The sequence below is a fragment of the Streptomyces erythrochromogenes genome (assembly GCF_040684695.1).
Classification (GTDB): domain Bacteria; phylum Actinomycetota; class Actinomycetes; order Streptomycetales; family Streptomycetaceae; genus Streptomyces; species Streptomyces erythrochromogenes_C.
The window spans coordinates 121,787-143,948 of the sequence record NZ_JBFBGM010000017.1 but is presented as its reverse complement, the minus strand read 5'-3'; the positions used below and the strand labels follow the sequence as shown (position 1 = coordinate 143,948).

Genomic DNA, 22,162 nt, shown 5'->3' with positions numbered 1-22,162 from the left:
CCTGAGGGCGCCACAGCCCCCGGAAACGCCGAAGCCGCAGGTGCGATCGTTTCTGCACCTGCGGCTCGCAGTGGGGCGGGTGGGACTCGAACCCACGGCCGACGGATTATGAGTCCGCTGCTCTAACCGGCTGAGCTACCGCCCCTTCACGGCGTGGCGCGTACATCTGTGCGCGCCGTCTGCCGCAGCATAGCCGCTCATACGATCTCCTGCTTCGGATGCCTCGCATGATCGGCTTCGCCTGTCCAGAGAGACCGCGCTGAGGCCTGCCCGGTTCCCGGAAAGGCGGACAAAGAAAGAAGAGGGCCCCGTAGGACCCTCTTCTCTTCCTGCTCCCCCGGCTGGACTCGAACCAGCAACCCTCCGGTTAACAGCCGAATGCTCTGCCAATTGAGCTACAGGGGACTGCGCTCCCCCGACTGGACTCGAACCAGTAACCTGCCGGTTAACAGCCGGCTGCTCTGCCAATTGAGCTACAGGGGATTGCTGCGGTGCATCGAACAGCCCACCTCCGGCCTTGCCGGGGGGCGAGCGCCCGTTGCGAGACATAGATTAGCGCAAGCAGGGGGGTGCTCCGCCAATCGGTATCGCCAGCGGGCCGGGCACCACACGACGAAGGGTGACAGGCATGCGGTACAAGGTCACGTTCGTGGTCGGACTGGCCCTCGGGTACGTGCTCGGGACGCGGGCCGGGCGCGAGCGCTACGAGCAGCTGAAGAAGTCCGCCCGCCAGATCGCGCAGAACCCGGCGGTGCGCAACGCCGCCGAGACCGCGGGCCACACCGGGCGCGAGTACGCCGGAAAGGCCTTCTCCGTGGTGAGCGAGAAGGTCGGCGACGCCGTACCGGACTCCCTCGCCGGACGGGTGCGCGGACTGCGCGGCCGCAGCGGCGGCCCGGCCGCCGACGACGACTGGGGCACCAGCAACACCTGACGCCCCACCGGCCGTGCCCGGAGCCCCTGGGACCCATGAGGTTTCAGGGGCTCCGGGACGGTCAGGACCGGCCCCGCGTGCGGCAGAATTCTCCGCATGGGGATAGTCGCCGGGCTGGACAGCTCTTCCGCCTTCACACGCATCGTCGTCTGTGACACCGAAACCGGCGCCGTGCTGCGCCAGGGGTACGCGCCCCATCCGCAGCCCGTGGGCGAACCCGACGGCGCCAGCCCCCACGAGACCGATCCGCAGGCCTGGCTGCTCTCGCTCGGCGAGGCCGCCGGCGGCGGGATCCTGGAGGGGGTCCAGGCCATCGGGGTGTCCGCGCAGCAGCACGGCCTGCTGCCGCTGGACCCGCAGGGCGCCCTCGTGCGCCCGGCCCTCGTCGGCAACGACAAGCGCGGCCAGGTCGCGGCCGCCGACCTCACGGAGGCCCTCGGCGGGCGGCACGCCTGGGCCGAGGCGGTGGGCTCGGTCCCGCACTCCGCCCAGCCCGTCGCGAAGCTGGCCTGGCTGGCCCGCACCGAGCCCGAGGCGGCCCGGCGGGTCGCCGTGCTGATGTCCCCGCACGACTGGCTGGTCTGGCAGCTGCTGGGCCGCCCGGCCCGCCGTACCACCGACCGCGGCGGCGCCTCCGGAACCGGCTACTGGTCGGCGGCCGCCGGTGCCTGGCGGCCCGACCTGGTCGAGCTGGCGCTCGGCCACCGGGCGCTGCTGCCCGAGGTTCTCGGCCCGGCCGACGCGGCCGGGACCACGCCGGAGGGGCTGCTGATCTCCGCCGGTACCGGCGAGACGATGGCCGCGGCCCTCGGCCTGGGGCTGGGCCCGGGCGACGCGGTGGTCTCGCTGGGCGCCTCCGGTTCCGTGATGGCGGTGCACCACGAGGCGCTGTCGGAGCCGGGTGGGCTGATCACCTCCCTGGCCGACGCCACCGGCATGCACCTGCCCGTGGTGAACACCTCGAACGCCGTACGGGCCCTGCGCGGCACCGCCGAGCTGCTCGGCACCGACCTGGAGGGGCTGTCCGACCTCGCGCTGAAGTCGACGCCGGGCGCGCACGGCCTCGTGCTCCTGCCGTACCTGGAGGGCGAGCGGACGCCGAACCTGCCGCACTCCGCCGGCACCCTCACCGGGCTGCGCCGGGACTCGATGAAGCCGGAGCACCTGGCCCGGGCCGCCTTCGAGGGCATGCTGTGCGGCCTGGTGGACGCCCTGGACGTGCTGCGCTCGCGCGGGGTCGAGATCCGCCGGGTGTTCCTGCTGGGCGCGGCCGCGGAGCTGCCGGCCGTGCAGGCCGCGGCCCCCGGGCTGTTCGGGACGCAGATCGTCGTGCCGGCGCCGGCGGACTACGCGGCGCTGGGCGCGGCCCGCCAGGCCGCCTGGGCCCTCGGTGTGGCGCAGGGCACGCTGGCCCCGCACACCCCGCCGGTCTGGCCGTCCCCCGCGGCGCAGGTCTTCGAGCCGGGCGAGGACTTCCCGGCCTGGCAGGGCGTGCGCCAGCAGTACATCGCGACGCGGGAGCAGATCCACCCCGGGGCGTTCTGACCGGGCGGCCGCGGGGGTCGTAGGACCCCCGCGGCGCGGCTGGTCCTTTTGACCGGCCTTTGCGAAATCCGGTGGGGATCGGTGGGCCGATTGGCCGAAGATGGGTTGAACCCCCTCGATTGCCGACCGGAGCCTGCGCGTGCTCATACGACTTCTGCGGACCCACCTGGGTCCGTACCGGAAACCCATCGCGGCGCTGGTCCTGCTGCAACTGCTGCAGACCAGTGCCAGCCTCTACCTGCCCACACTCAACGCCGACATCATCGACAACGGTGTCGTCAACGGCGACACCGGCTACATCCTGCGCTTCGGCGCGCTGATGCTCGGCGTCTCGCTCGTCCAGCTCGTCTGCAACGTCGGGGCCGTCTACTACGGCGCCCGCACGGCCGCGGCCGTCGGCCGCGACGTCCGCGCCGCCGTCTTCGACCGGGTGCAGAGCTTCTCCGCGCGAGAGCTCGGCCAGTTCGGCGCCCCGTCCCTGATCACCCGTACGACGAACGACGTCCAGCAGGTCCAGATGCTGGTGCTGATGACCTTCACCCTGATGGTCTCGGCGCCGATCATGTGCGTCGGCGGCATCGCCATGGCGCTCTCGCTGGACGTGAAGCTGTCGGGCGTCCTGCTGGCCGTGGTGCCCGTGCTCGGCATATCGGTCGGCGCCATCGTCTTCAGGACGCGGCCGCTGTTCCGCCGGATGCAGGAGCGCCTGGACACCGTGAACCGGGTGCTGCGCGAGCAGATCACCGGCAACCGGGTGATCCGCGCCTTCGTCCGCGACGACTACGAGAAGGACCGCTTCCGCGAGGCCAACGCCGACCTCACCGGGGTCTCGCTGGCCGCGGGCAAGCTGCTCGCCCTCATGTTCCCCACGGTGATCGTGGTCGTGAACATCTCCAGCGTCGCCGTCATCTGGTTCGGTGCGATGCGCGTCGACAGCGGCGGCATGGAGATCGGCCAGCTGACGGCCTTCCTCGCCTATCTGATGCAGATCGTCATGTCCGTGATGATGGCCACCTTCATGTTCATGATGGTGCCCCGCGCCGAGGTCTGTGCCGAACGCATCCAGGAGGTGCTGGACACCGAGTCCAGCGTCGTCCCGCCCGCCGACCCGGTGCGCGAACTCACCCGCAGCGGGCTCCTGGAGCTGCGCGGCGCCGACTTCCGCTACCCGGGCGCCGAGGCACCGGTCCTGCGCGGCGTGGACCTGGTGGCCCGCCCGGGCGAGACCACAGCGGTGATCGGCTCCACCGGAAGCGGCAAGTCCACCCTGCTCGGCCTGGTCCCGCGGCTGTTCGACGCGACCGGTGGCGAGGTGCTGGTCGACGGGGAGGACGTGCGCGGACTCGACCCCGAACTGCTGGCGAAGACGGTGGGCATGGTCCCGCAGAAGCCGTACCTGTTCTCCGGCACCATCGCCTCCAACCTGCGCTACGGGCGCCCGGACGCCAGCGACGAAGAGCTGTGGCGGGCCCTGGAGGTGGCCCAGGCCAAGGAGTTCGTCTCTGAGCTGGCGGGCGGCCTGGAGGCCCCCGTCACCCAGGGCGGAACCAACGTCTCCGGCGGCCAGCGCCAGCGTCTGGCCATCGCCCGCACGCTCGTGCAGCGCCCGGAGATCTATCTCTTCGACGACTCCTTCTCGGCCTTGGACTACGCGACGGACGCGGCGCTGCGCGCGGCGCTGGCCCGCGAGACCGAGGACGCGACGGTGGTCATCGTCGCCCAGCGGGTCGCCACGATCCGCGACGCCGACCGGATCATCGTCCTGGACGAGGGGCAGGTCGTGGGCGAGGGACGCCACCACGAGCTGATGGCCGGCAACGAGACCTACCGGGAGATCGTGCTCTCCCAGCTGACGGAGGCGGAGGCCGCATGAGCGGGCCCGGAGGACGGATGATGATGGGGCCGGCCCAGCGGTCCCTGGATTTCAAGGGGTCGGGCAAGCGGCTGCTGGGCCAGATCGCACAGGACCGGGCCAAGCTGTGGGGCATGGTCCTGGCCGTCGTCGGCAGTGTCGCCTGCGCGGTCGTCGGACCGAAGATCCTCGGCGAGGCCACCGACCTGGTCTTCGCGGGCATCGTCGGCCGGGAGATGCCGGCCGGGCTGACCAAGCAGCAGGCGCTGGACGGGATGCGCGCCCGGGGCGAGTCGGGCATGGCGGACATGCTGTCCGGCACCGACTTCACCCCGGGGCAGGGCATCGACTTCGGCGCGGTCGGGGTCGTGGCGATCTGGGCGCTGGTGGTCTTCACCCTGGCGGGCCTGCTGATGCTGGTCGCGACCCGGCTGTCCAACCACGTCATGAACGGCACCCTCTACCGGATGCGCGAGGAGCTCCAGGCGAAGCTGTCGCGGCTGCCGCTGTCGTACTTCGACCAGCAGAAGCGCGGCGAGGTGCTGAGCCGTGCCACCAACGACATAGACAACATCGGCCAGACGCTGCAGCAGACGATGGGGCAGCTGCTGAACTCGCTGCTGACCATCGTGGGCGTGCTCGCGATGATGTTCTGGATCTCGCCGCTGCTGGCGCTGGTCGCGGTGGGGACCGTACCGGTCTCGGTCTACGTCGCCGCGAAGATCGGCAAGAAGTCGCAGCCGCAGTTCGTGGAGCAGTGGAAGACGACCGGCACGCTCAACGCCCACATCGAGGAGATGTACTCGGGGCACACCCTGGTCAAGGTCTTCGGCCGGCAGAAGGAGTCCGCGGCGCTCTTCGCCGAGCAGAACGAGGCGCTCTACCGGGCCTCGTTCAAGGCGCAGCTGGTCAGCGGCATCATGCAGCCGGTGATGTTCTTCATCTCGAACATCAACTACGTGCTGATCGCGGTGGTCGGCGGGCTGCGGGTCGCCTCCGGCACCCTGTCGATCGGTGACGTGCAGGCCTTCATCCAGTACTCGCGGCAGTTCTCGATGCCGCTGACGCAGGTCGCGTCGATGGCGAACCTCGTGCAGTCCGGTGTCGCCTCGGCGGAGCGGGTCTACGAGCTGCTGGACGCCCCGGAGCAGGAGCGCGACGCCGACGTGCCGGAGCGTCCGCAGGAGCTGCGCGGCCAGGTCACCTTCGACAAGGTGGCCTTCCGCTACGAGCCGGACCGGCCGCTGATCGAGAACCTCTCGCTCTCGGTGGACCCGGGCCACACGGTCGCGATCGTCGGCCCGACGGGCGCCGGCAAGACGACCCTGGTGAACCTGCTGATGCGGTTCTACGAGGTCACGGGCGGGGAGATCGCCCTGGACGGGGTGGACATCGCGAAGATGACCCGCGAGGAACTGCGCGGCGGCATCGGCATGGTGCTCCAGGACACCTGGCTGTTCGGCGGCACCATCGCGGAGAACATCGCGTACGGCGCCTCGCGCGAGGTCACGCGCGCCGAGATCGAGGAGGCGGCGCGGGCGGCGCACGCGGACCGGTTCGTCCGGACGCTGCCGGACGGCTACGACACCGTGCTCGACGACGAGGGCTCGGGCGTCAGCGCGGGTGAGAAGCAGTTGATCACCATCGCGCGGGCGTTCCTGTCGGACCCGGTGATCCTGGTCCTCGACGAGGCGACGAGCTCGGTGGACACCCGCACCGAGGTGCTGATCCAGAAGGCGATGGCGCGGCTCGCGCACGGCCGTACGTCCTTCGTGATCGCGCACCGGCTCTCCACGATCCGCGACGCCGACCTGATCCTGGTGATGGAGAGCGGCTCGATCGTGGAACAGGGCACGCACGAGGAGCTGCTGGCGTCGGGCGGCGCCTACGCCCGCCTGTACGCGGCGCAGTTCGCCCAGGCGGTCGCCGAGATCGACTAGGTGCGCCCGGCGGTGGGGGCCCGGGCACGGACCGCGCCCGGGCCCCCACCGCCGTGGTTAGCATGGCGCCATGGCATCGGACGTGGTGATACGCCCTGCTCGGGCGGAGGACGAGCGCGAGATGGTGGAGCTGGTCCGCGCGGCGTGGTCGCGCGTGAGCGAGCCCGGCCCCAGGCGCCCGGCGGACACGGTCCTCTTCGACGAGCGGCATCCCGTGGAGGGCTTCCTCGTCGCGGAACGCGGCGGGCGCGTCGTCGGGTACGCCGCCCAGGCCCCGGCGAGCCCGCTCGAAACGAACCGGCACGTCCGGCACCTCCAAGGACTGGCGGTCCTCGAATCCGCCCGCGGCCTCGGAGTCGGCCGGGCCCTGGTCGAGGCCGTCTGCGCCGCCGCCCGGGCCGCCGGTGCCCGCCGGATGACCCTGCGCGTGCTCGGGCACAACGAGCCGGCGCAGCGGTTGTACCGGCGCTGCGGCTTCACGGTGGTCGGTGTGCTGCCCGAGGAGTTCCTGCTGGACGGGGTGTACGTCGACGACGTGTGGATGAGCCGGAGCCTGGGCGAGCCGGACGGACCCGCGCAGCCGCAGCCGTAGCCGGTGCGGGGCGACGCGGTGGGGCGACGGGGTGGGGCTCCCGACGGTTCGCCCCCCCTTCGGCCGCGCTTCTTCCGCCGGTCCGTCAGTCGAGGTAGCCGCGCAGCTGGTCGGCGAAGGCGTGGTCGCGCAGCTTGTTGAGGGTCTTGGACTCGATCTGGCGGATCCGCTCGCGCGTCACGCCGAAGATCCGGCCGATCTCCTCCAGGGTGCGCGGCCGCCCGTCGGCGAGCCCGTACCGCAACTGCACCACCTTGCGCTCGCGTTCACCGAGGGTCGACAGGACCGCTTCCAGGTGCTCGCGCAGCAGGAAGAAGGCGGCCGACTCCACGGGCGAGGCGGCGTCCCCGTCCTCGATGAGGTCGCCGAGCGCGACGTCGTCCTCCTCGCCGACGGGGGCGTGCAGGGAGACCGGCTCCTGGGCGAGGCGCAGCACTTCCAGGACCCGCTCGGGGGTCAGCTCCAAGTGGACGGCGACCTCTTCGGCGGTGGGCTCGTAGCCGCGCTCCTGGAGCATGCGGCGCTGTACGCGGACGACGCGGTTGATCAGCTCGACGACATGGACGGGCACCCGGATGGTCCGGGCCTGGTCGGCGAGGGCCCGGGACATCGCCTGCCGGATCCACCACGTGGCGTAGGTGGAGAACTTGTACCCGCGGGCGTAGTCGAACTTCTCAACGGCCCGGATCAGCCCGAGGTTCCCCTCCTGGACCAGGTCGAGCATGGTGAGCCCGCGGCCGACGTACCGCTTCGCGACCGAGACGACCAGCCGCAGGTTCGACTCGATGAGGCGGCGTTTGGCCATGCGGCCCATGACGACGAGCCGGTCGAGGTCGACGGCGAGCTGAGAGTCGAGGTCGGGGGTGTTGCCGAGCTTCTCCTCGGCGAACAGCCCGGCTTCGACGCGCCGCGCCAGGTCCACCTCCTCGGCGGCGGTGAGCAGCGGGATCCTGCCTATCTCGCGCAGGTACTGCCGGAACAGGTCGGCGGAGGGTCCCGCTCCGCCCCCGCTCCCGTCGCTGTCCCGCCTGCGCTGCACAGGCACCGGCTCGATCAGCTCCAGTACCTCGGGCTCTTCGTCCACGGCTTTGGCCTCCGAGGACTCGCTCGCGTTCACGGTCAGGGTCCGGGTCTGCACGGGGGCGACCTCCAGGGCTCCGAGGACGGGGGCACCGCATTCAGTGTGGGGTAAGACACATCGCTGCCACGAGGGGCGTGCGAGCACTTTCTGAGTCCGGCGCGTGACCGATGGTTACCCCCTGCCGGGAACCCCGATGCGGATCGGACGCATGTCCGAGATGATCGGCTCCATGCGCGAGTACGAAACCCACGTGACGGTGCGCTGCGCGGACGCGGCGGAGCCGGTGCGGCTCAACACCTGGGCAGCGGCAAGGGAGTTGGAGGTGACGCACGTCGAGCCGGAGCGGGGGCGGGCGGTGTGGCGGCCGGTGCTGACCCTGCCGGACCGCACGGGCCACGAGCGGCTGGTGCCGCGGCTGCGGGCCGACGGCTTCGATCCGGTGCGGGTCGAGGTGACGACGGTCCCCTGGACCAGGGACCTCCCGGGACCGGGCGGCGGCCACTTCGAGCACCACCTCCCGGTGCTGCTGCCCGCGGACTTCGACCGCACGGCGCTGGAGGCCCTGGCGGCCCCGCACGGGGCGCACCTGTCGCGGAGCGTGCGCCGGGTGGGGGGCGGGTACTGGCAGGTGCGGTGCGTGAGCCAGCGGTGGAGCGGCGCGGCGGGGGCGGCCGGTGCGGGTGCGGCCTTCGACGCGCTGGTCCGGGAGCTCGACTCGGCCGGGTACGAAGTGGACACCGGGAAGCGGCAGTTCGTGCTGTACGACCGCGACCTGTCGGTGGACGACGGCAGACTCGGGCAGGACGTGGACGCCTAGGCCGGTTCGACGCGGACCGCGCAGACCTTGAACTCCGGCATGCGGGAGGTGGGGTCGAGGGCCGGGTTGGTCAGGGTGTTGGCGCGGCCCTCGCCCGGCCAGTGGAAGGGCATGAAGACCGTGTCCGCGCGGATGGCGTCCGTGATGCGCGCCGGGGCCACCGCGCGGCCGCGGCGGGAGGTGACCGCCAGCGGGCTGCCGTCGACGGCGCCGAGGCGGGCGGCGAGGCGGGGGTGGAGTTCGACGAAGGGTCCGGGGGCGGCGTCGTTGAGTTCGTCCACCCGGCGGGTCTGGGCGCCGGACTGGTACTGGGCGACGACGCGGCCGGTGGTGAGCAGGAGCGGGTAGTCCGCGTCGGGGACCTCGGCGGCGTCGCGGTGGGCGACGGGTACGAAGCGGGCCCGGCCGTCCTCGGTGGCGAACCGGTCCAGGAAGAGGCGCTCGGTGCCGGACGTGCCTTCGGGGCAGGGCCAGAAGACGCCCTGTTCGGCCCGGATGCGGGCGTAGGTGATACCCGAGTAGTCCGCAGGGCCGCCGGCCGAGGCGCGGCGCAGTTCGTCGAAGACCTCCTCGGGGTCGGTGGGGAAGCCCTTCTCGACGCCGAGGCGCGCGGCGAGCCCGTGCAGGACCTCCAGGTCGCTGCGGACGCCCGGGGGCGGGGTGAGGGCGCGGCGGCGCAGCAGGACGCGGCCCTCCAGGTTGGTGGTGGTGCCGGTCTCCTCGGCCCACTGGGTGACGGGGAGGACGACGTCGGCGAGGGCGGCCGTCTCGGAGAGGACGACGTCGGCCACGGCGAGGAAGTCCAGTGAGCGGATCCGGTCCTCGACGTGTGCGGCTCGCGGTGCCGAGACCACCGGGTTGGAGCCCATCAGGAGGAGGGACTTCACGTCGGTGCCGAGGGCGTCGAGGAGTTCGTAGGCGCTGCGGCCGGGGCCGGGGAGGCTGTCGGGGTCGACGCCCCAGACCCCGGCGACGTGCGCCCGCGCGGCCGGGTCGGTGAGCTTGCGGTAGCCGGGGAGCTGGTCGGCCTTCTGCCCGTGCTCGCGGCCGCCCTGGCCGTTGCCCTGGCCGGTGAGGCAGCCGTAGCCGGAGAGGGGGCGGCCGGCCCGGCCGGTGGCCAGGCACAGGTTGATCCAGGCGCCGACGGTGTCGGTGCCCTTGGACTGCTGCTCCGGGCCCCGGGCGGTGAGCACCATCGCGGACTCGGGGGCGCAGAAGAGGCCGACCGCCTCGCGCAGGGCGGGGACGGGGACGCCGGTGATGCGTTCCACCAGCTCGGGCCAGTGGGCCATGGCGGCGGCCCGGGCCTCCTCCCAGCCGGTGGTGCGGGAGGCGATGAACTCCTCGTCGGTGCGGCCCTCGGCGACGACCAGGTGCAGGAGGCCGAGGGCGAGGGCGAGGTCGGTGCCGGGGCGCGGGGCCAGGTGCAGGTCGGCCTGTTCGGCGGTGCGGGTGCGGCGCGGGTCGATGACGACGAGGGTGCCGCCGTTGGCCTTGAGCTCGGTGAGGAAGCGCAGGGCGGGCGGCATGGTCTCGGCCAGGTTCGAGCCGACGAGGATCACGCAGCCGGTGCGGGGGACGTCCGCCAGCGGGAAGGGCAGGCCGCGGTCGAGCCCGAAGGCCTTCTGGTGCGCGGCGGCGGCCGAGGACATGCAGAAGCGGCCGTTGTAGTCGATCTGCGAGGTGCGCAGCGCGACGCGGGCGAACTTGCCGAGCGCGTAGGCCTTCTCGTTGGTGAGCCCGCCGCCGCCGAAGACGCCGACGGCGTCCGGTCCGTGCGCGCGGGCCGTGCGGGCCAGGCCCGCGGCGACGGCGTCCAGGGCCTCCTCCCAGGTGGCGGGTTCGAGCCGCCCTGCGTGGGTGCGGACGAGCGGCTCGGTCAGGCGCACCCGGGAGGAGAGCACGGCGGGAGCGGTGCGGCCCTTGCCGCACAGCGCGCCCCGGTTGACCGGGAAGTCGGCGCGCTCCTCCACCGCCACGCCCGCACCGCCGGGTTCGGGGCGCAGGTTCATCCCGCACTGCAGCGCGCAGTAGGGGCAGTGGGTGGCGGTGGCGGCGGTTGCTCCCGGGGTGTGCATGCGGTCCAGCGTGCGTCGGCGGTGTTACACGGGCCGCCGCCCCCGGTTACACCTCCCGTACGGGTCCCTCAGCACCGCCCGCCCCCACCGGTGAGGCGCCCGCCGCCGCGCGCCGCATGGCGGGGCGGTCGATGATCTCGACGTACACGATCCGCCGATCGACGACGTCGAGGTTGAGGAGGCCGCGCTCCGGGAGGAGGCACACCATGCGGTGTCCCGGCCCGTAGGGCCGGCCCGGGGGGTGGTCGTGGGTGTGCAGGCTCTGGCAGAAGTCGTCGCCGCAGCCGCACTCGGCCACCAGCCGGAGGTCGTGGGCGCAGATGGCGAGGTCGCGTTCGCCCTCCTCCTCCAGCAACCGCACGAGTTCGGCCGTCAGGTCGGGGAAGACGTCGCGGACGAGGGGTGCGTCCTGGTCCTGGGTCACGGCACGCACCGTAGCCCGGCGGCCCCGGCGGGGGCACACGGATTTACGCGCGCCCCCGGGCGGCGCCTCAGGGACCCATAGACCCCCGACACCCCGCGGCCCCGCGGCGAGGCGCCCGCGGCCCGGCCGGGTCAGCGGGACGTCAGGTGTTTTACCGTCAGGCCCGCGGTCCAGCCGCCGTCCACCGCCAGCTCGGCGCCCGTCATGTACGCGGCGGAGTCGGAGAGGAGGAACGCGACCGCGGCGGCCACCTCCTCGGGGACGCCGACGCGGCCCATGGGGGCGCCCGGGTAGTTGCCCTCGCCCGCCTGGATGCCGACCGGGGCGGTCATCGGGGTCAGGGTCATGCCGGGATGCACGGAGTTGACGCGGATCCCCGCCTCGGCGAGCTCCACCGCGCCGATCTTCGACAGGCCGCGCACACCCCACTTGGAGGCGCCGTAGCCGGCGGTGAGCGCGAGCCCGGTGAGACCGGCGGCGGAGGAGATGTTGACGATGGATCCGCCGCCGTTCGCACGGAGCAGCGGGATCGCGGCCTTGATCCCGATGAACACGCCGACCAGGTTGATCTCGACGACGCGGCGGAAGCTCTCGACGCTCTCGTGCTCCAGCAGTTGGCCGGAGGCTATGCCCGCGTTGTTCACGAGGCCGTCGATCCGGCCGAACTCGGCGACCGCGTGGTCCAGCGCCGCCGCCCAGTCGTCCTCGCTCGTCACGTCGTGCCGGATGAAGCGTGCCGCGCCGGCCAGCTTCGCGGCCGTCTCGGCGCCCTCCTCCTCCAGCACGTCGGTGATCAGCACCCGGCCCCCGCCGTCCACCACGGCCTGCGCCGTCGCGGCGCCCAGACCTCGGGCTCCGCCGGTGACGACGACGACCTTGCCGCTCAGATCCACTGCTCCAGCCACGGTTCCACACCCCTGACGCTCGTACCGACCGATCCGGCATATGACTAATCGGCATATGCAGCGGTGCGTCAGTCTGCCAGAGCCGCCAGGGCCCGCGTCACCCCTTCCTCCTTCGGCCCCAGGAAACGCGGGGAGGGCTTGAGGGCGGCGTCCACCGCCGCCTTGCCCGATGCGAAGAACTCGCGCGCCTGGCCGTAGTACCAGGTGGCGTCGTGCACGTCGGCCACGCCGACCCCGTACGACTCCAGGCCCGCCGCCTGGCACAGGGCGACGGCCCTGCGTATGTGGAAGCCCTGGGTGACCAGCACGGCCCGCTCGACCCCGAAGATCTCCTTGGCCCGCACGCAGGAGTCCCAGGTGTCGAAGCCCGCGTAATCGCTGACGATCTGCGCGTCCGGAACCCCGTGTTCGGTCAGGTACCTGCGCATGGCGTCGGGCTCGTCGTACTCCTTGCGGCTGTTGTCCCCGGTGACCAGCACCACTCTGACCTTGCCCGTGCGGTACAGCTCGGCGGCGGCGTCGAGCCGGTCGGCGAGATAAGGGGTGGGCCGCCCCCGCCACAGACCCGCACCGAACACCACCGCCACGTCGGCCGCGGGCGCGTCGGCCGTCGTCCGCAGCCGGTCGGCGGCCGACGCGTGGGTCCACGCCGACGGCAGCAGCGCCAGCACGCAGGCCGCCATGACGGTCTGCACCGCCAGCCGCCTGCCCCGGACTCCCCGCAGCCGGCGCAGCCGCTGCAGCCGCTGCGGCCGACCGGGCCGCCGCCCGTCCGCCACCGCGCGCACCAGGGCACCCGCCCTCGCCCGCACCTTCGGCCCCGCCACCGCCCGCGCGCCCGCCCTCGCCCAGCCCTTGATCTCCATGACCGCCCCTCCCGCACACCACCCGCACACACCGTTCGCACACATTGACGATCACCGCCGGGCCCGGAGTTCCGCCACCGCCCCCTTTCACCCGTACGAACGACCGAGTGAGCACCCGGCAAACACCCGTCACCCCGGCGCAACGCACCGGCAATCTGCAGCCCGCAGGATCGGTTCATGACGGAGCCGGTGCACCCTTCCGACAGCCTCTCCCTCCCCTCACTCCCCTCTCTCCCCTCCCTCCCGTTCGGCAGCGCGGCCGAGCTGCTGACCCGGATCACCGCCCAACTCGGCACGCAGCTCAGCGGACTGCGACCGCCCCGCACCCGCACCCCCGGAGACCGCCCATGCAGCAGCCCGCCCTCGTCGCCGTGGCCCACGGCAGCCGCGACCCCCGCGCCCTGCACACCGTCCTCGCCCTCCTCGAACGGGTCCGCGAGCTCCGCCCGCGGCTCGACGTCCGGCTCGGCCACATCGAGCTGAACGAGCCGCTGCTCGACGACACCCTGCGCGCGACGTCCGGCGCGGCCGTACTCGTCCCGCTGCTGCTCGGCCGGGGGTACCACGTCAAACGCGACCTCCCCGCGGCCGCCGCCCGGGCCACCCACCTGCGCACCCGCGTCGCCGCCCCGCTGGGCCCGCACCCGCTGCTCGTCGAGGCCCTGTACGAACGGCTCCTGGAAGCCGGCTGGACACCCGGCACCGCCGTGGTGCTCGCCTCCGCCGGTTCCCGCGACCCGGACTCCGCGGCCGACGCCCGCCGCACCGCCGCGCTGCTCTCCGGCCGCCTCGGCGGTGTCCCCGTGGTACCCGCCCACGCCTCGGCCGTCGCGCCCACCGTCCCCGAGGCCGTCCGGGCCCTCGCCGCCCGCGGCCACCACCGCACGGCCGTGGCCTCGTACTTCACCGCTCCCGGCCGCTTCGCCGCGCAGACCGCCGCGGCCTCGCCCGGCCCCGCGGCCGCCCCGCTGGGCGACCACCCGGCCATGGCCCGCCTGCTGCTGCGCCGCTACGACGAGGCCCTGGGCCGTCCCGCCGCCCTCCTCCGGCCGGAACTCGTCTCCGCCTGATCCCGGTTTGTCAGTCGTTGCGGTTACCGTCTTGTCATGGAAGGCACCGCGCACGCCCCCGCAGACGACCTCTACTCGCCCTACGACCCGGCCGACACCGAGCGCTGGGCCGCCGAGCCCGACAAACGCCCCGGCCGCACCGCCTTCCAGCGCGACCGCGCCCGCGTACTGCACTCCGCCGCGCTGCGCCGCCTCGCAGGCAAGACCCAGGTGGTCACGCCCGGCACGCGCTCCTACGACTGGGACGCCAGCCCCCGCACCCGCCTCACGCACTCCCTGGAGTGCGCCCAGGTCGGACGGGAGCTCGGTGCCGCGCTCGGCTGCGACCCCGACCTCGTCGAAGCCGCCTGCCTCTCGCACGACATGGGCCACCCGCCTTTCGGCCACAACGGCGAGGAGGCGCTCAACGAGTTCGCGAAGGACTGCGGCGGCTTCGAGGGCAACGCGCAGTCGCTGCGCCTGCTGACGCGCCTGGAGCCCAAGCGGTTCGTGCCCGACCCGGCGAGCGGGGAGCCCGTCAGCGTCGGCCTCAACCTCACCCGGGCCTGCCTGGACGCCGCCACCAAGTACCCGTGGGCCCGCGGCGGCCACCCGACCGACCCCGACTCGGTCAAGTTCGGGGCGTACGAGGACGACCTCCCGGTCTTCGAGTGGCTGCGCCGCGGCGCGCCCGCCGACCGCAAGTGCTTCGAGGCCCAGGTCATGGACTGGGCGGACGACGTCGCCTACTCCGTCCACGACTTCGAGGACGGCCTGCACGCCGGGCACCTCGACCCGAACCTGCTCTTCGCCGAGCCCGAGCGGGCGGCGATCTGGCAGGTCGCCATCGGCCGGTACGTCCCCGCCGACACCTCCCCCGACGAGCTGCGGGCCGCCCTCGACCGGCTGATGGAGCAGGAGTGGTGGCCGCACGGGTACGACGGTTCCGCCGTCGCCCAGGCCCGCCTGAAGGACGCCACGAGCCAGCTGATCGGCCGCTTCTGCCTGGCCGCCGAAGGAGCCACCCGGGAGGCGTACGGCTCGGGCCGCCTCACCCGCTACGGCGCCGAACTGGTGGTCCCGCGGGACGCGCGCAACGAGTGCGCGGTCCTCAAGGCGGTCGCCGACCTGTACGTCATGCAGCGCGACGAACAGGAGCGCATCCGAGCCGACCAGCGCATCGTCCTGGCCGAACTGGCCGAGGCGCTCAGCGCCCGCGCACCCGAGGGTCTGGACCCGCAGTTCCGGGCCATCTTCGACGCCGCCGGGGACGACAGGGCCAGGAAGAGGGCCGTGGTCGACCAGATCGCGTGTCTCACCGACGCTTCCGCACGTTCCCTGCACGCACGTCTCACCCGGCGCACCCGACGCGCCGAAGGGTGAGCCGATCGAGCCACTCCCCCTTCACGCGGCAGGCTCAGTGCGGGACGCTCGCATGTGGTCGCATGTGGCGTAGAGGTTATGAGGAGGCATCAGGTGGTCGACGCACACCGGACATTCGTCATCGTCGGCGCAGGGCTCGCCGGGGCGAAGGCGGCCGAAACGCTGAGGTCCGAGGGGTTCACGGGGCGGGTGATCCTGATCGGGGACGAGCGTGACCATCCGTACGAGCGCCCCCCGCTGTCCAAGGGCTACCTGACGGGCAAGGAGGAGCGCGAGAGCGTCTTCGTCCACGAGCCGTCCTGGTACGCGGCCTCCGACATCGAGCTGCACCTCGGGCAGCCGGCCGTCCACCTCGACCGGGAGGCCAAGAGGGTGGTCCTCGGGGACGGCACGGTCGTCCACTACGACAAGCTGCTGCTCGCCACGGGCGCCGAGCCGCGCCGCCTGGACATCCCCGGGACCGGGCTGGCCGGCGTGCACCACCTGCGCCGGCTCGCGCACGCCGAGCGGCTGCGCCACGTGCTGGCGGGCCTCGGCCGGGACAACGGCCACCTGCTGATCGCGGGCGCCGGGTGGATCGGCCTGGAGGTCGCCGCGGCGGCCCGCGGGTACGGCGCCGAGGTGACCGTCGTCGAACCGGAGGCCACCGCGCTGCACGCGGTGCTCGGCCCCGAGATCGGCCGGCTCTTCGGCGACCTGCACGCCGACCACGGGGTGCGCTTCCACTTCGGCGCCCGGCTGACGGAGATCATCGGCCAGGACGGCATGGTGCTGGCCGCCCGGACCGACGACGGCGAGGAGCACCCCGCGCACGCGGTGCTCGCGGCGATCGGGGCCGCGCCGCGGACGGCCCTCGCCGAGACCTCCGGGCTGGCCCTGGTCGACCGGGAGCACGGCGGCGGGATCGCCGTGGACGCCTCGCTGCGCACCTCCGACCCGGACATCCACGCGGTCGGTGACGTGGCGGCGGCCCACCACCCGGCGCTCGGCACCCGGCTGCGGGTCGAGCACTGGGCCAACGCGCTGAACGGCGGCCCGGCCGCCGCCCGCGCGATGCTGGGGCACGACGTCGCCTACGACCGGGTGCCGTACTTCTTCTCGGACCAGTACGACGTGGGCCTGGAGTACTCCGGGTACGCCCCGCCCGGCGGCTACGACCAGGTGCTGATCCGCGGCGACGCCGGCAAGCGGGAGTTCATCGCCTTCTGGCTCTCCGAGGGGCGCGTCCTCGCCGGAATGAACGTGAACGTGTGGGACGTCACCGAGCACATCCAGGCTCTGATCAGGTCAAAGGCGCCCGTGGACCGCGAGGCCCTTTCGGACCCGTCAGTTCCGCTTGCCTCGCTGATCCCGGCGGAGGGGGCCTGACGGGTTTGCCCCCACCCGGCCGTAGACTTCACGGGTGGCAGGACGGATCAATGACGACGACGTGAAGGCGGTACGGGACGCGGTCCCGATCGACGCCGTGGTCTCCGACTACCTCCAGCTGCGCAACGCCGGCGGAGGCAACCTCAAGGGCCTGTGCCCCTTCCACGACGAGAAGTCCCCTTCCTTCCAGGTCAGCCCCAGCAAGGGCCTCTACCACTGCTTCGGCTGCCAGGCGGGCGGGGACACCCTCGACTTCGTCATGAAGATCGACCACCTCTCCTTCTCCGAGGCGGTCGAGCGCCTGGCCGGCCTGGCCGGGATCACCCTGCGCTACGAGGAGGGCGGCTACACCGCCGGCACCAGCGGCCGCGGCGAGCGCATCCGGCTGGTCGAGGCGCACCGGGAAGCCGCCCGGTTCTACGTCGACCAGCTGGACGGCCCCGAGGCCGAGATCGGCCGCAAGTTCCTGGCGGAGCGCGGCTTCGACCAGGCCGCGGCCGCCCACTTCGGCGTCGGCTACAGCCCGGCCGGCTGGGACCACCTGACCCGCTTCCTGCGCGGAAAGGGCTTCACCGACAAGGAACTGATCACCTCCGGGCTCGCCCAGGACAGCCGCAGCGGCAAGCCGATCGACCGCTTCCGCGGCCGCCTGATGTGGCCGATCCGCGACACCAGCGGCGAGGTGGTCGGCTTCGGCGCGCGCAAGCTGCGCGACGACGACAACGGGCCCAAGTACCTGAACACCCCCGAGACGGCGATCTACAAGAAGTCCCAGGTCCTGTACGGCATCGACCTGGCCAAGAAGGAGATCGCCAAGACCTCCCGGGCCGTGGTCGTCGAGGGCTACACGGACGTGATGGCCTGCCACCTGGCGGGCGTCACCACCGCCATCGCGACCTGTGGCACCTCCTTCGGCGGGGACCACATCAAGATCCTCCGCCGCCTGCTGATGGACAACGCCACCGCCGAAGTGATCTTCACCTTCGACGGCGACGCGGCCGGACAGAAGGCGGCCCTGCGGGCCTTCGAGGACGACCAGAAGTTCGCGGCCGAAACCTCGATCACCATCGCCCCCGGCGGGATGGACCCCTGCGACCTGCGCCTCGCGCAGGGCGACGCGGCCGTCGCCGGCCTGGTGGAGGCCCGCACCCCGCTGTTCGAGTTCGCGCTGCGGCACATCGTCTCCCGGCACAACCTGGAGAACCCGGCGGGGCGGGCGGCCGCGCTGGCCGAGGCCGCGCCCGTCGTCGCGAGCATCAAGGACCTCTCGATCCAGCACGAGTCGGCGGTCCAGCTGGCGGGCATGCTCGGCATCCTCGACGAGCAGTTCGTCGTCAAGCGGGTGTCCCAGCTCGCCCGCTGGGCGCGCGAGCGCGGCAACCAGCCGCAGCAGCAGGGCCGGGGCCGCGCCCCGCAGCCCGCCGCCCCCGAGCCGACGCCGCCTTCGGCCGTCGGCGGCGGCCCCGCCCTCAACCTGCGCAGCCCCGCCCACCGCACCGAGCGCGAACTGCTCAAGCTGGCGCTCCAGCGTCCCGCCCTGGTCTCCCCGGCGTTCGACGCCTACGGGATCGACGAGTTCACTGCCCCGCCCTACGCCGCGGTCCGCCAGGCCGTCCAGGACGCGGGCGGCACCTCGCAGGCCGACGACGGCTACCTGGCCCGCGTGCGCGACGCCGCGCCGAACGACACCGTCCGCGCGATGGTCACGGAGCTGGCGGTGGAGGCCATCCACGCCAAGACGGTGGACGAGGTCTACGCCGGGGTCCAGCTCGTCCAGGTCCGACTGCGGGCCGTCGACCGCCGGGTCCTGGAGATCCAGGGCGCCATGACCCGCCTGAGTCCGCAGGCCCCGCCGGAGCAGCACGCCGCCGTCCAGGAAGAGCTGTGGGTGCTCCAGCAGTACGGGCAGCGCCTGCGCAACCGCGGGGCCGAAGGGCTCTAGCCGGCCTTATCCGGGGGGCCGTCCGGACGGCTCGGCCGAGCGGCGCAGCCAGTCGCCCCCGGTGATCTCCGTCCCCCTTTCCCGCAGGTCGCGGGCGATCAGCGGGGACGCCAGGTAGACCCAGGCGCGCACCGGTGTGCCGTCGGGGCGCAGGGCCTCGCGGGCGAACCGGTCGTAGACGTTCCCCGGCCGGCCCGGGCCCTCGTACTCCTCCAGCCGGTCCAGATCGGCCAACAGTTCCCGGTAGGTGCCGGGCTCCGCGGTGATCAGCTCCCCGACGACGGCGGTGCCCGGCCGGTGGACGGCGTACGGATAGCCCGGGCCGTCGTAGAGGACCGCGTCCGGCAGGGTGGCGGGCTCCTCGGAGGCCGTGCGGCCGCGCAGGAACAGGTCGTGGTTGACCTCGCCGGGGCGCAGGGTCCCGTACACGAAGAACGGGAGCTCGCCGGTGGTCGTCTCTCGCGGCCGTTCGACCGATGTCACGGAGCCCTCCCTCGGGTATGGCGCAGCGCTCCGCGGCCGGGCCGAAAGTCCCGACTTCGCTGCACAGCACCACCGTACGCACCGCTGTTACACAACGTCCCGGTGCCCGTGACCCGGGCCGTCTAGCGTCGGATCACACCCCCTCCGACCTCACGGTTCTGCGTCCATGACCCCTTTGTGCCGCCGCTTCGCCGCCGCCCTGCTGTCCCTGTGCGCACTGGCCGCGGGAGGCTGCTGCGCACCCGACGGGGGGCTCGGGGCGGGAACGCCCGCGCCGCCCGTGTCCCCCCAGCCGCATCCCGAACCGCTCTGGCCGGCCTGGACCTCGGCACCGGGCGCCGCGGTGGGCCGTCAGGAACCCGCGCCGACCCCCCTCAAGAACGCCCCCGCGCCCGGCCCCGACGGACTCCTCGGGGTGGACCCGGCGCAGGTGGCGCGCGCCGACCCGCGGATGCGCCCGTACCTCGGCAAGGGCTCCCTCCAGGAGCCGGGACGGGCCGGTATGCGCCCGCCCGTCCACCGGGACCTGACGGGTGACGGGAAGCCGGAGCTGATCGTCGCGGCCGACACGGCGACGGGCCGCTCGGCGCTGAGCGTCTACGCGGTGGCCGGGGACGGCATCGTCTCCGTCCTGTTCACCATCGGACGGCAGCTGGCCGCCGAGACGATCGGCAACGACCTGCTGGTCCGCATCGCCGCCGACGACGGCTCGGAGCAGGCCGTGCGCTACCACTGGGACGGTCACCGGATGACGGTCGTCAACGACGAACGGAGCTTCCGCACGGCGGGCCCCGACTCCGGCGCCGAGGGGACCGCTGCGGCCGCCCGGCCCGCCGTGGGCGGGAGGAAGAGCCCGTGAGGCGGCTCCCGGTGCCGGCGTCCTGGCGCAGGCTGCCGCAGGCCGTCGGCCTGCGCTGGAAGATCGCCGTGCTGCTGGCCGTCGGCTGCTCCCTGGTCGCGGTCGCCATCGGGATCCTGATCCACGGGGCGCGCGCCCGCCAGATCGGCGAGGCGGCGCGGGCGAACGCCACCGCCCAGCTGATCACCGTACGGAAGGTGTACGAGCTGACGGGCCGGCTCGACCGCGAGTACGTCGGCGAGGCCGATGCCCGCATCGACTGCCCGCAGCTGCCCCGCGCGCTGCGGACGGCGGCCCTCGACGGGCAGCGCACCACCTACCTCGACCTGTCCGGAGCGGACCCGGTGGTCTGGGCGGCCCGTCCCGTCGGGAGCGGGCACGTGCTGTCCGTACGTCTGCCGCTGGACGACGAGCGTGCCGAGCTCGCCGAACTGGACGACCGGCTGGTGGCGTACGGGGCTTCGGTCGTGGGACTCGCGGCGCTGGGCGGGGCGCTGCTGGCCAGCCGGCTGAGCAGGGACCTGCGGGCGGCGGCGGAGACGGCCCGCCGGATCAGCGCGGGTGACCTGGACGCGCGCATCGGCCCTTCGGGGCGGCCGGGGGCGCGGGACGAGGTCGCCGAACTGTCCTGGGCGGTCGACACGATGGCGGCCAGTCTGCAGCAGCGGCTGGAGGCGGAGCAGCGGTTCACGGCGGACGTGGCGCACGAGCTGCGCACCCCCCTGACCGGTCTGCACACCGCGGCCGAACTGCTGCCGCCGGGGCGGCCCACGGAGCTGGTCCGGGACCGGGTCGCGGCGCTGCGGACGCTGACCGAGGACCTGCTGGAGGTGGCGCGGCTCGACGCGAACCGGGAGGAGCCGCAGTGGGAGGCGCTCCCGCTGGGGCCGCTGGTGGAGTCGGTCACGCGGCGGTCAGGGGTGGCCGCGGAGGTCCTCGGGGCGTGCGAGCCGGCCCGGGTGCGCACCGACGTGCGGCGGCTGGAGCGGATCCTGGCGAACCTGCTGGCCAACGCCCGGCGGCACGGCGTGGATCCGGTCGTGGTGACGGTCGCCGGTACGGCCGTGACGGTGCGGGACGCGGGGCCGGGCTTCCCGGAGCGGCTGCTGCGGGAGGGGCCGCAGCGGTTCCTCACCGATGCGCCCGAGCGCGGCCAGGGCACGGGCCTGGGTCTGACGATCGCCTTCGGGCAGGCGCAGGTCATCGGTGCGCGGGTCGGGCTCGCCAACCCGCGCGGCGGGGGCGCGGCGGCGACGGTGACGCTCCCGCCCGCCTGACGCGGCGGCCGTCCGGGGCATGGGGTCACCCGGACGGCGCGGGCCGCCCGGATGGCTCCGTCCTCGCCGTGACCTGCGCGAACGAACCGCCGCAGGGCGCGGCGGGGGCATACCTGACGGAACATCAGCAGGCGCACCGCGGGCGGGCCGGGTTTCCTCGGACACACGACCCCGTGTCCTCAGGGAGAGTCCCATGCGCCGACGTACCGCACACGTGCTGACCGCGACCGCGCTGACCGCCGTCGCGTTCACCGGCCCGGTCGCCGGCGCGGTCGCCGCCCCGGGCCTCGGCATGGTGGGCTTCGCCCCCGGGGACTTCGCCGCGCTGGAGGTCTGGCCGAAGTCGGCCGCCCCCGGCGCGACGGTCACCGTGAACACCACCGCCTGCGGCCCGGGAAGCCACGCCGACGGCGATGCCACCACGGTCGGCGGCGGCCGGTTCAAGCTGGTCCCGGGCACCCACAAGGAGGTGGTCGTGGGGCAGTTCCAGGTGGCCCGCGGCACCCGGGCCGGCACCTACGCCATCGGTGCGACGTGCGCGAACGGCAAGTTCGCGACCGGCGACCTGGTGGTCGGCGAACGCGGCCCGCAGGGCCACGTCAACTCCGGGGTGGGCGGTGGCACGGCCACCACGACCGACCCCGCCAAGATCGCGGCGGGAGCGGCCGTACTGGCCGCGACCGCCGTCGGCGGTACCTGGCTCCTGCGTCGCCGGGCGAGCGGCACGCGGAGCTGACGGACGCCCACCGCGGCTCCGGCCGCGGTCC

19 protein-coding genes and 3 tRNA genes are annotated in these 22,162 nt (G+C 73.4%); 13 read left to right on the top strand and 9 right to left on the bottom strand.

Annotation, left to right across the window (positions count from 1 at the left end; translation table 11 throughout):
• Positions 1 to 71: 71 nt before the first annotated feature.
• The 3 genes from AB0O53_RS24375 to AB0O53_RS24365 form a co-directional block, all read right to left on the bottom strand.
• Positions 72 to 145, bottom strand: a tRNA-Ile gene (locus AB0O53_RS24375).
• 187 nt (positions 146 to 332) lie between these two features.
• A tRNA-Asn gene (locus tag AB0O53_RS24370) sits at positions 333 to 405 on the bottom strand.
• A 5-nt stretch (positions 406 to 410) separates the two neighbouring features.
• Positions 411 to 483, bottom strand: a tRNA-Asn gene (locus tag AB0O53_RS24365).
• 145 nt (positions 484 to 628) lie between these two features.
• Between AB0O53_RS24365 and AB0O53_RS24360 the strand changes: the two genes are divergently transcribed.
• The 5 genes from AB0O53_RS24360 to AB0O53_RS24340 all read left to right on the top strand — a co-directional run bounded on the left by AB0O53_RS24360 (position 629) and on the right by AB0O53_RS24340 (position 6,863).
• Positions 629 to 934: a YtxH domain-containing protein gene (locus AB0O53_RS24360; protein WP_351000130.1), complete on the top strand. Its 306-nt coding sequence runs from the start codon at positions 629 to 631 to the stop codon at positions 932 to 934.
• 96 nt (positions 935 to 1,030) lie between these two features.
• A complete protein-coding gene (locus AB0O53_RS24355; RefSeq protein ID WP_365198139.1) occupies positions 1,031 to 2,479 on the top strand; it encodes an FGGY family carbohydrate kinase in 1,449 nt (482 codons plus the stop codon).
• A gap of 139 nt (positions 2,480 to 2,618) precedes the next feature.
• The gene (locus AB0O53_RS24350; RefSeq protein WP_351000124.1) at positions 2,619 to 4,352 is read left to right on the top strand and encodes an ABC transporter ATP-binding protein; all 1,734 of its coding nucleotides are present in this window, start codon (positions 2,619 to 2,621) and stop codon (positions 4,350 to 4,352) included.
• On the top strand, positions 4,349 to 6,271 hold the full coding sequence (locus tag AB0O53_RS24345; RefSeq protein WP_365198136.1) for an ABC transporter ATP-binding protein: 1,923 nt from the start codon (positions 4,349 to 4,351) through the stop codon (positions 6,269 to 6,271). Before AB0O53_RS24350 ends, AB0O53_RS24345 begins: the two co-directional genes overlap by 4 nt.
• Positions 6,272 to 6,341: 70 nt before the next feature.
• Positions 6,342 to 6,863 carry a GNAT family N-acetyltransferase gene (locus AB0O53_RS24340; protein WP_365198133.1) on the top strand — a complete coding sequence of 174 codons (522 nt, stop codon included), beginning with the start codon at positions 6,342 to 6,344 and terminating at the stop codon, positions 6,861 to 6,863.
• 85 nt (positions 6,864 to 6,948) lie between these two features.
• Here the strand turns inward: AB0O53_RS24340 and AB0O53_RS24335 are convergent, their stop codons facing one another.
• Positions 6,949 to 8,001 (bottom strand): RNA polymerase sigma factor, encoded by a 1,053-nt coding sequence (locus AB0O53_RS24335; RefSeq protein ID WP_351000117.1) that lies wholly within the window; start codon positions 7,999 to 8,001, stop codon positions 6,949 to 6,951.
• A gap of 151 nt (positions 8,002 to 8,152) precedes the next feature.
• On the opposite strand from AB0O53_RS24335, the gene AB0O53_RS24330 reads away from it, so the two are divergent.
• Positions 8,153 to 8,761: a hypothetical protein gene (locus AB0O53_RS24330; RefSeq protein ID WP_351000114.1), complete on the top strand. Its 609-nt coding sequence runs from the start codon at positions 8,153 to 8,155 to the stop codon at positions 8,759 to 8,761.
• Here the strand turns inward: AB0O53_RS24330 and AB0O53_RS24325 are convergent.
• From AB0O53_RS24325 to AB0O53_RS24310, 4 genes are all read right to left on the bottom strand, one after another.
• The gene (locus tag AB0O53_RS24325) at positions 8,758 to 10,839 is read right to left on the bottom strand and encodes a molybdopterin oxidoreductase family protein (RefSeq protein WP_365198130.1); all 2,082 of its coding nucleotides are present in this window, start codon (positions 10,837 to 10,839) and stop codon (positions 8,758 to 8,760) included. The two genes, AB0O53_RS24330 and AB0O53_RS24325, sit on opposite strands and share 4 nt — an antisense overlap.
• Positions 10,840 to 10,885: 46 nt before the next feature.
• Positions 10,886 to 11,263 carry a hypothetical protein gene (locus AB0O53_RS24320; RefSeq protein ID WP_351000108.1) on the bottom strand — a complete coding sequence of 126 codons (378 nt, stop codon included), beginning with the start codon at positions 11,261 to 11,263 and terminating at the stop codon, positions 10,886 to 10,888.
• A 131-nt stretch (positions 11,264 to 11,394) separates the two neighbouring features.
• Entirely contained in the window at positions 11,395 to 12,168 is a 774-nt protein-coding gene (locus AB0O53_RS24315; RefSeq protein ID WP_351000105.1) for a glucose 1-dehydrogenase, read from the bottom strand.
• Positions 12,169 to 12,236: 68 nt separating this feature from the next.
• Complete coding sequence (locus tag AB0O53_RS24310) at positions 12,237 to 13,034, bottom strand: SanA/YdcF family protein (RefSeq protein WP_403141859.1); 798 nt, start codon at positions 13,032 to 13,034, stop codon at positions 12,237 to 12,239.
• Positions 13,035 to 13,381: 347 nt separating this feature from the next.
• Between AB0O53_RS24310 and AB0O53_RS24305 the strand changes: the two genes are divergently transcribed.
• From AB0O53_RS24305 to dnaG, 4 genes are all read left to right on the top strand, one after another.
• The gene (locus tag AB0O53_RS24305) at positions 13,382 to 14,104 is read left to right on the top strand and encodes a sirohydrochlorin chelatase (protein WP_403141860.1); all 723 of its coding nucleotides are present in this window, start codon (positions 13,382 to 13,384) and stop codon (positions 14,102 to 14,104) included.
• 36 nt (positions 14,105 to 14,140) lie between these two features.
• A complete protein-coding gene (locus AB0O53_RS24300) occupies positions 14,141 to 15,466 on the top strand; it encodes a deoxyguanosinetriphosphate triphosphohydrolase (protein ID WP_351000102.1) in 1,326 nt (441 codons plus the stop codon).
• Positions 15,467 to 15,559: 93 nt separating this feature from the next.
• Positions 15,560 to 16,834 carry an NAD(P)/FAD-dependent oxidoreductase gene (locus tag AB0O53_RS24295; protein WP_351000099.1) on the top strand — a complete coding sequence of 425 codons (1,275 nt, stop codon included), beginning with the start codon at positions 15,560 to 15,562 and terminating at the stop codon, positions 16,832 to 16,834.
• A gap of 34 nt (positions 16,835 to 16,868) precedes the next feature.
• Positions 16,869 to 18,776, top strand: coding sequence for a DNA primase (gene dnaG, locus AB0O53_RS24290; protein ID WP_351000096.1), 1,908 nt, complete (start codon positions 16,869 to 16,871; stop codon positions 18,774 to 18,776).
• A gap of 6 nt (positions 18,777 to 18,782) precedes the next feature.
• Here the strand turns inward: dnaG and AB0O53_RS24285 are convergent, their stop codons facing one another.
• Positions 18,783 to 19,259 carry a gamma-glutamylcyclotransferase family protein gene (locus tag AB0O53_RS24285; protein WP_365198125.1) on the bottom strand — a complete coding sequence of 159 codons (477 nt, stop codon included), beginning with the start codon at positions 19,257 to 19,259 and terminating at the stop codon, positions 18,783 to 18,785.
• Between the two features lie 166 nt (positions 19,260 to 19,425).
• Here AB0O53_RS24285 and AB0O53_RS24280 point away from each other — a divergent pair, with 166 nt between their 5' ends.
• From AB0O53_RS24280 to AB0O53_RS24270, 3 genes are all read left to right on the top strand, one after another.
• Positions 19,426 to 20,118: a hypothetical protein gene (locus AB0O53_RS24280; RefSeq protein WP_351000091.1), complete on the top strand. Its 693-nt coding sequence runs from the start codon at positions 19,426 to 19,428 to the stop codon at positions 20,116 to 20,118.
• Positions 20,115 to 21,395: an ATP-binding protein gene (locus tag AB0O53_RS24275; RefSeq protein ID WP_365198122.1), complete on the top strand. Its 1,281-nt coding sequence runs from the start codon at positions 20,115 to 20,117 to the stop codon at positions 21,393 to 21,395. Before AB0O53_RS24280 ends, AB0O53_RS24275 begins: the two co-directional genes overlap by 4 nt.
• 193 nt (positions 21,396 to 21,588) lie before the next feature.
• A complete protein-coding gene (locus AB0O53_RS24270) occupies positions 21,589 to 22,131 on the top strand; it encodes a GVDTG sorting domain-containing protein (protein ID WP_351000085.1) in 543 nt (180 codons plus the stop codon).
• The last annotated feature ends 31 nt before the right edge of the window (positions 22,132 to 22,162 follow it).

Bases quoted from the DNA above. Each gene is read 5' to 3' on its own strand.
- AB0O53_RS24360 (WP_351000130.1), top strand. From the start codon at position 629: ATGCGGTACAAGGTCACGTTCGTGGTCGGACTGGCCCTCGGGTACGTG.
- AB0O53_RS24355 (WP_365198139.1), top strand. From the start codon at position 1,031: ATGGGGATAGTCGCCGGGCTGGACAGCTCTTCCGCCTTCACACGCATC.
- AB0O53_RS24345 (WP_365198136.1), top strand. From the start codon at position 4,349: ATGAGCGGGCCCGGAGGACGGATGATGATGGGGCCGGCCCAGCGGTCC.
- AB0O53_RS24340 (WP_365198133.1), top strand. From the start codon at position 6,342: ATGGCATCGGACGTGGTGATACGCCCTGCTCGGGCGGAGGACGAGCGC.
- AB0O53_RS24330 (WP_351000114.1), top strand. From the start codon at position 8,153: ATGTCCGAGATGATCGGCTCCATGCGCGAGTACGAAACCCACGTGACG.
- AB0O53_RS24325 (WP_365198130.1), bottom strand. From the start codon at position 10,839: ATGCACACCCCGGGAGCAACCGCCGCCACCGCCACCCACTGCCCCTAC.
- AB0O53_RS24310 (WP_403141859.1), bottom strand. From the start codon at position 13,034: ATGGAGATCAAGGGCTGGGCGAGGGCGGGCGCGCGGGCGGTGGCGGGG.
- AB0O53_RS24305 (WP_403141860.1), top strand. From the start codon at position 13,382: ATGCAGCAGCCCGCCCTCGTCGCCGTGGCCCACGGCAGCCGCGACCCC.
- AB0O53_RS24300 (WP_351000102.1), top strand. From the start codon at position 14,141: ATGGAAGGCACCGCGCACGCCCCCGCAGACGACCTCTACTCGCCCTAC.
- AB0O53_RS24280 (WP_351000091.1), top strand. From the start codon at position 19,426: ATGACCCCTTTGTGCCGCCGCTTCGCCGCCGCCCTGCTGTCCCTGTGC.
- AB0O53_RS24270 (WP_351000085.1), top strand. From the start codon at position 21,589: ATGCGCCGACGTACCGCACACGTGCTGACCGCGACCGCGCTGACCGCC.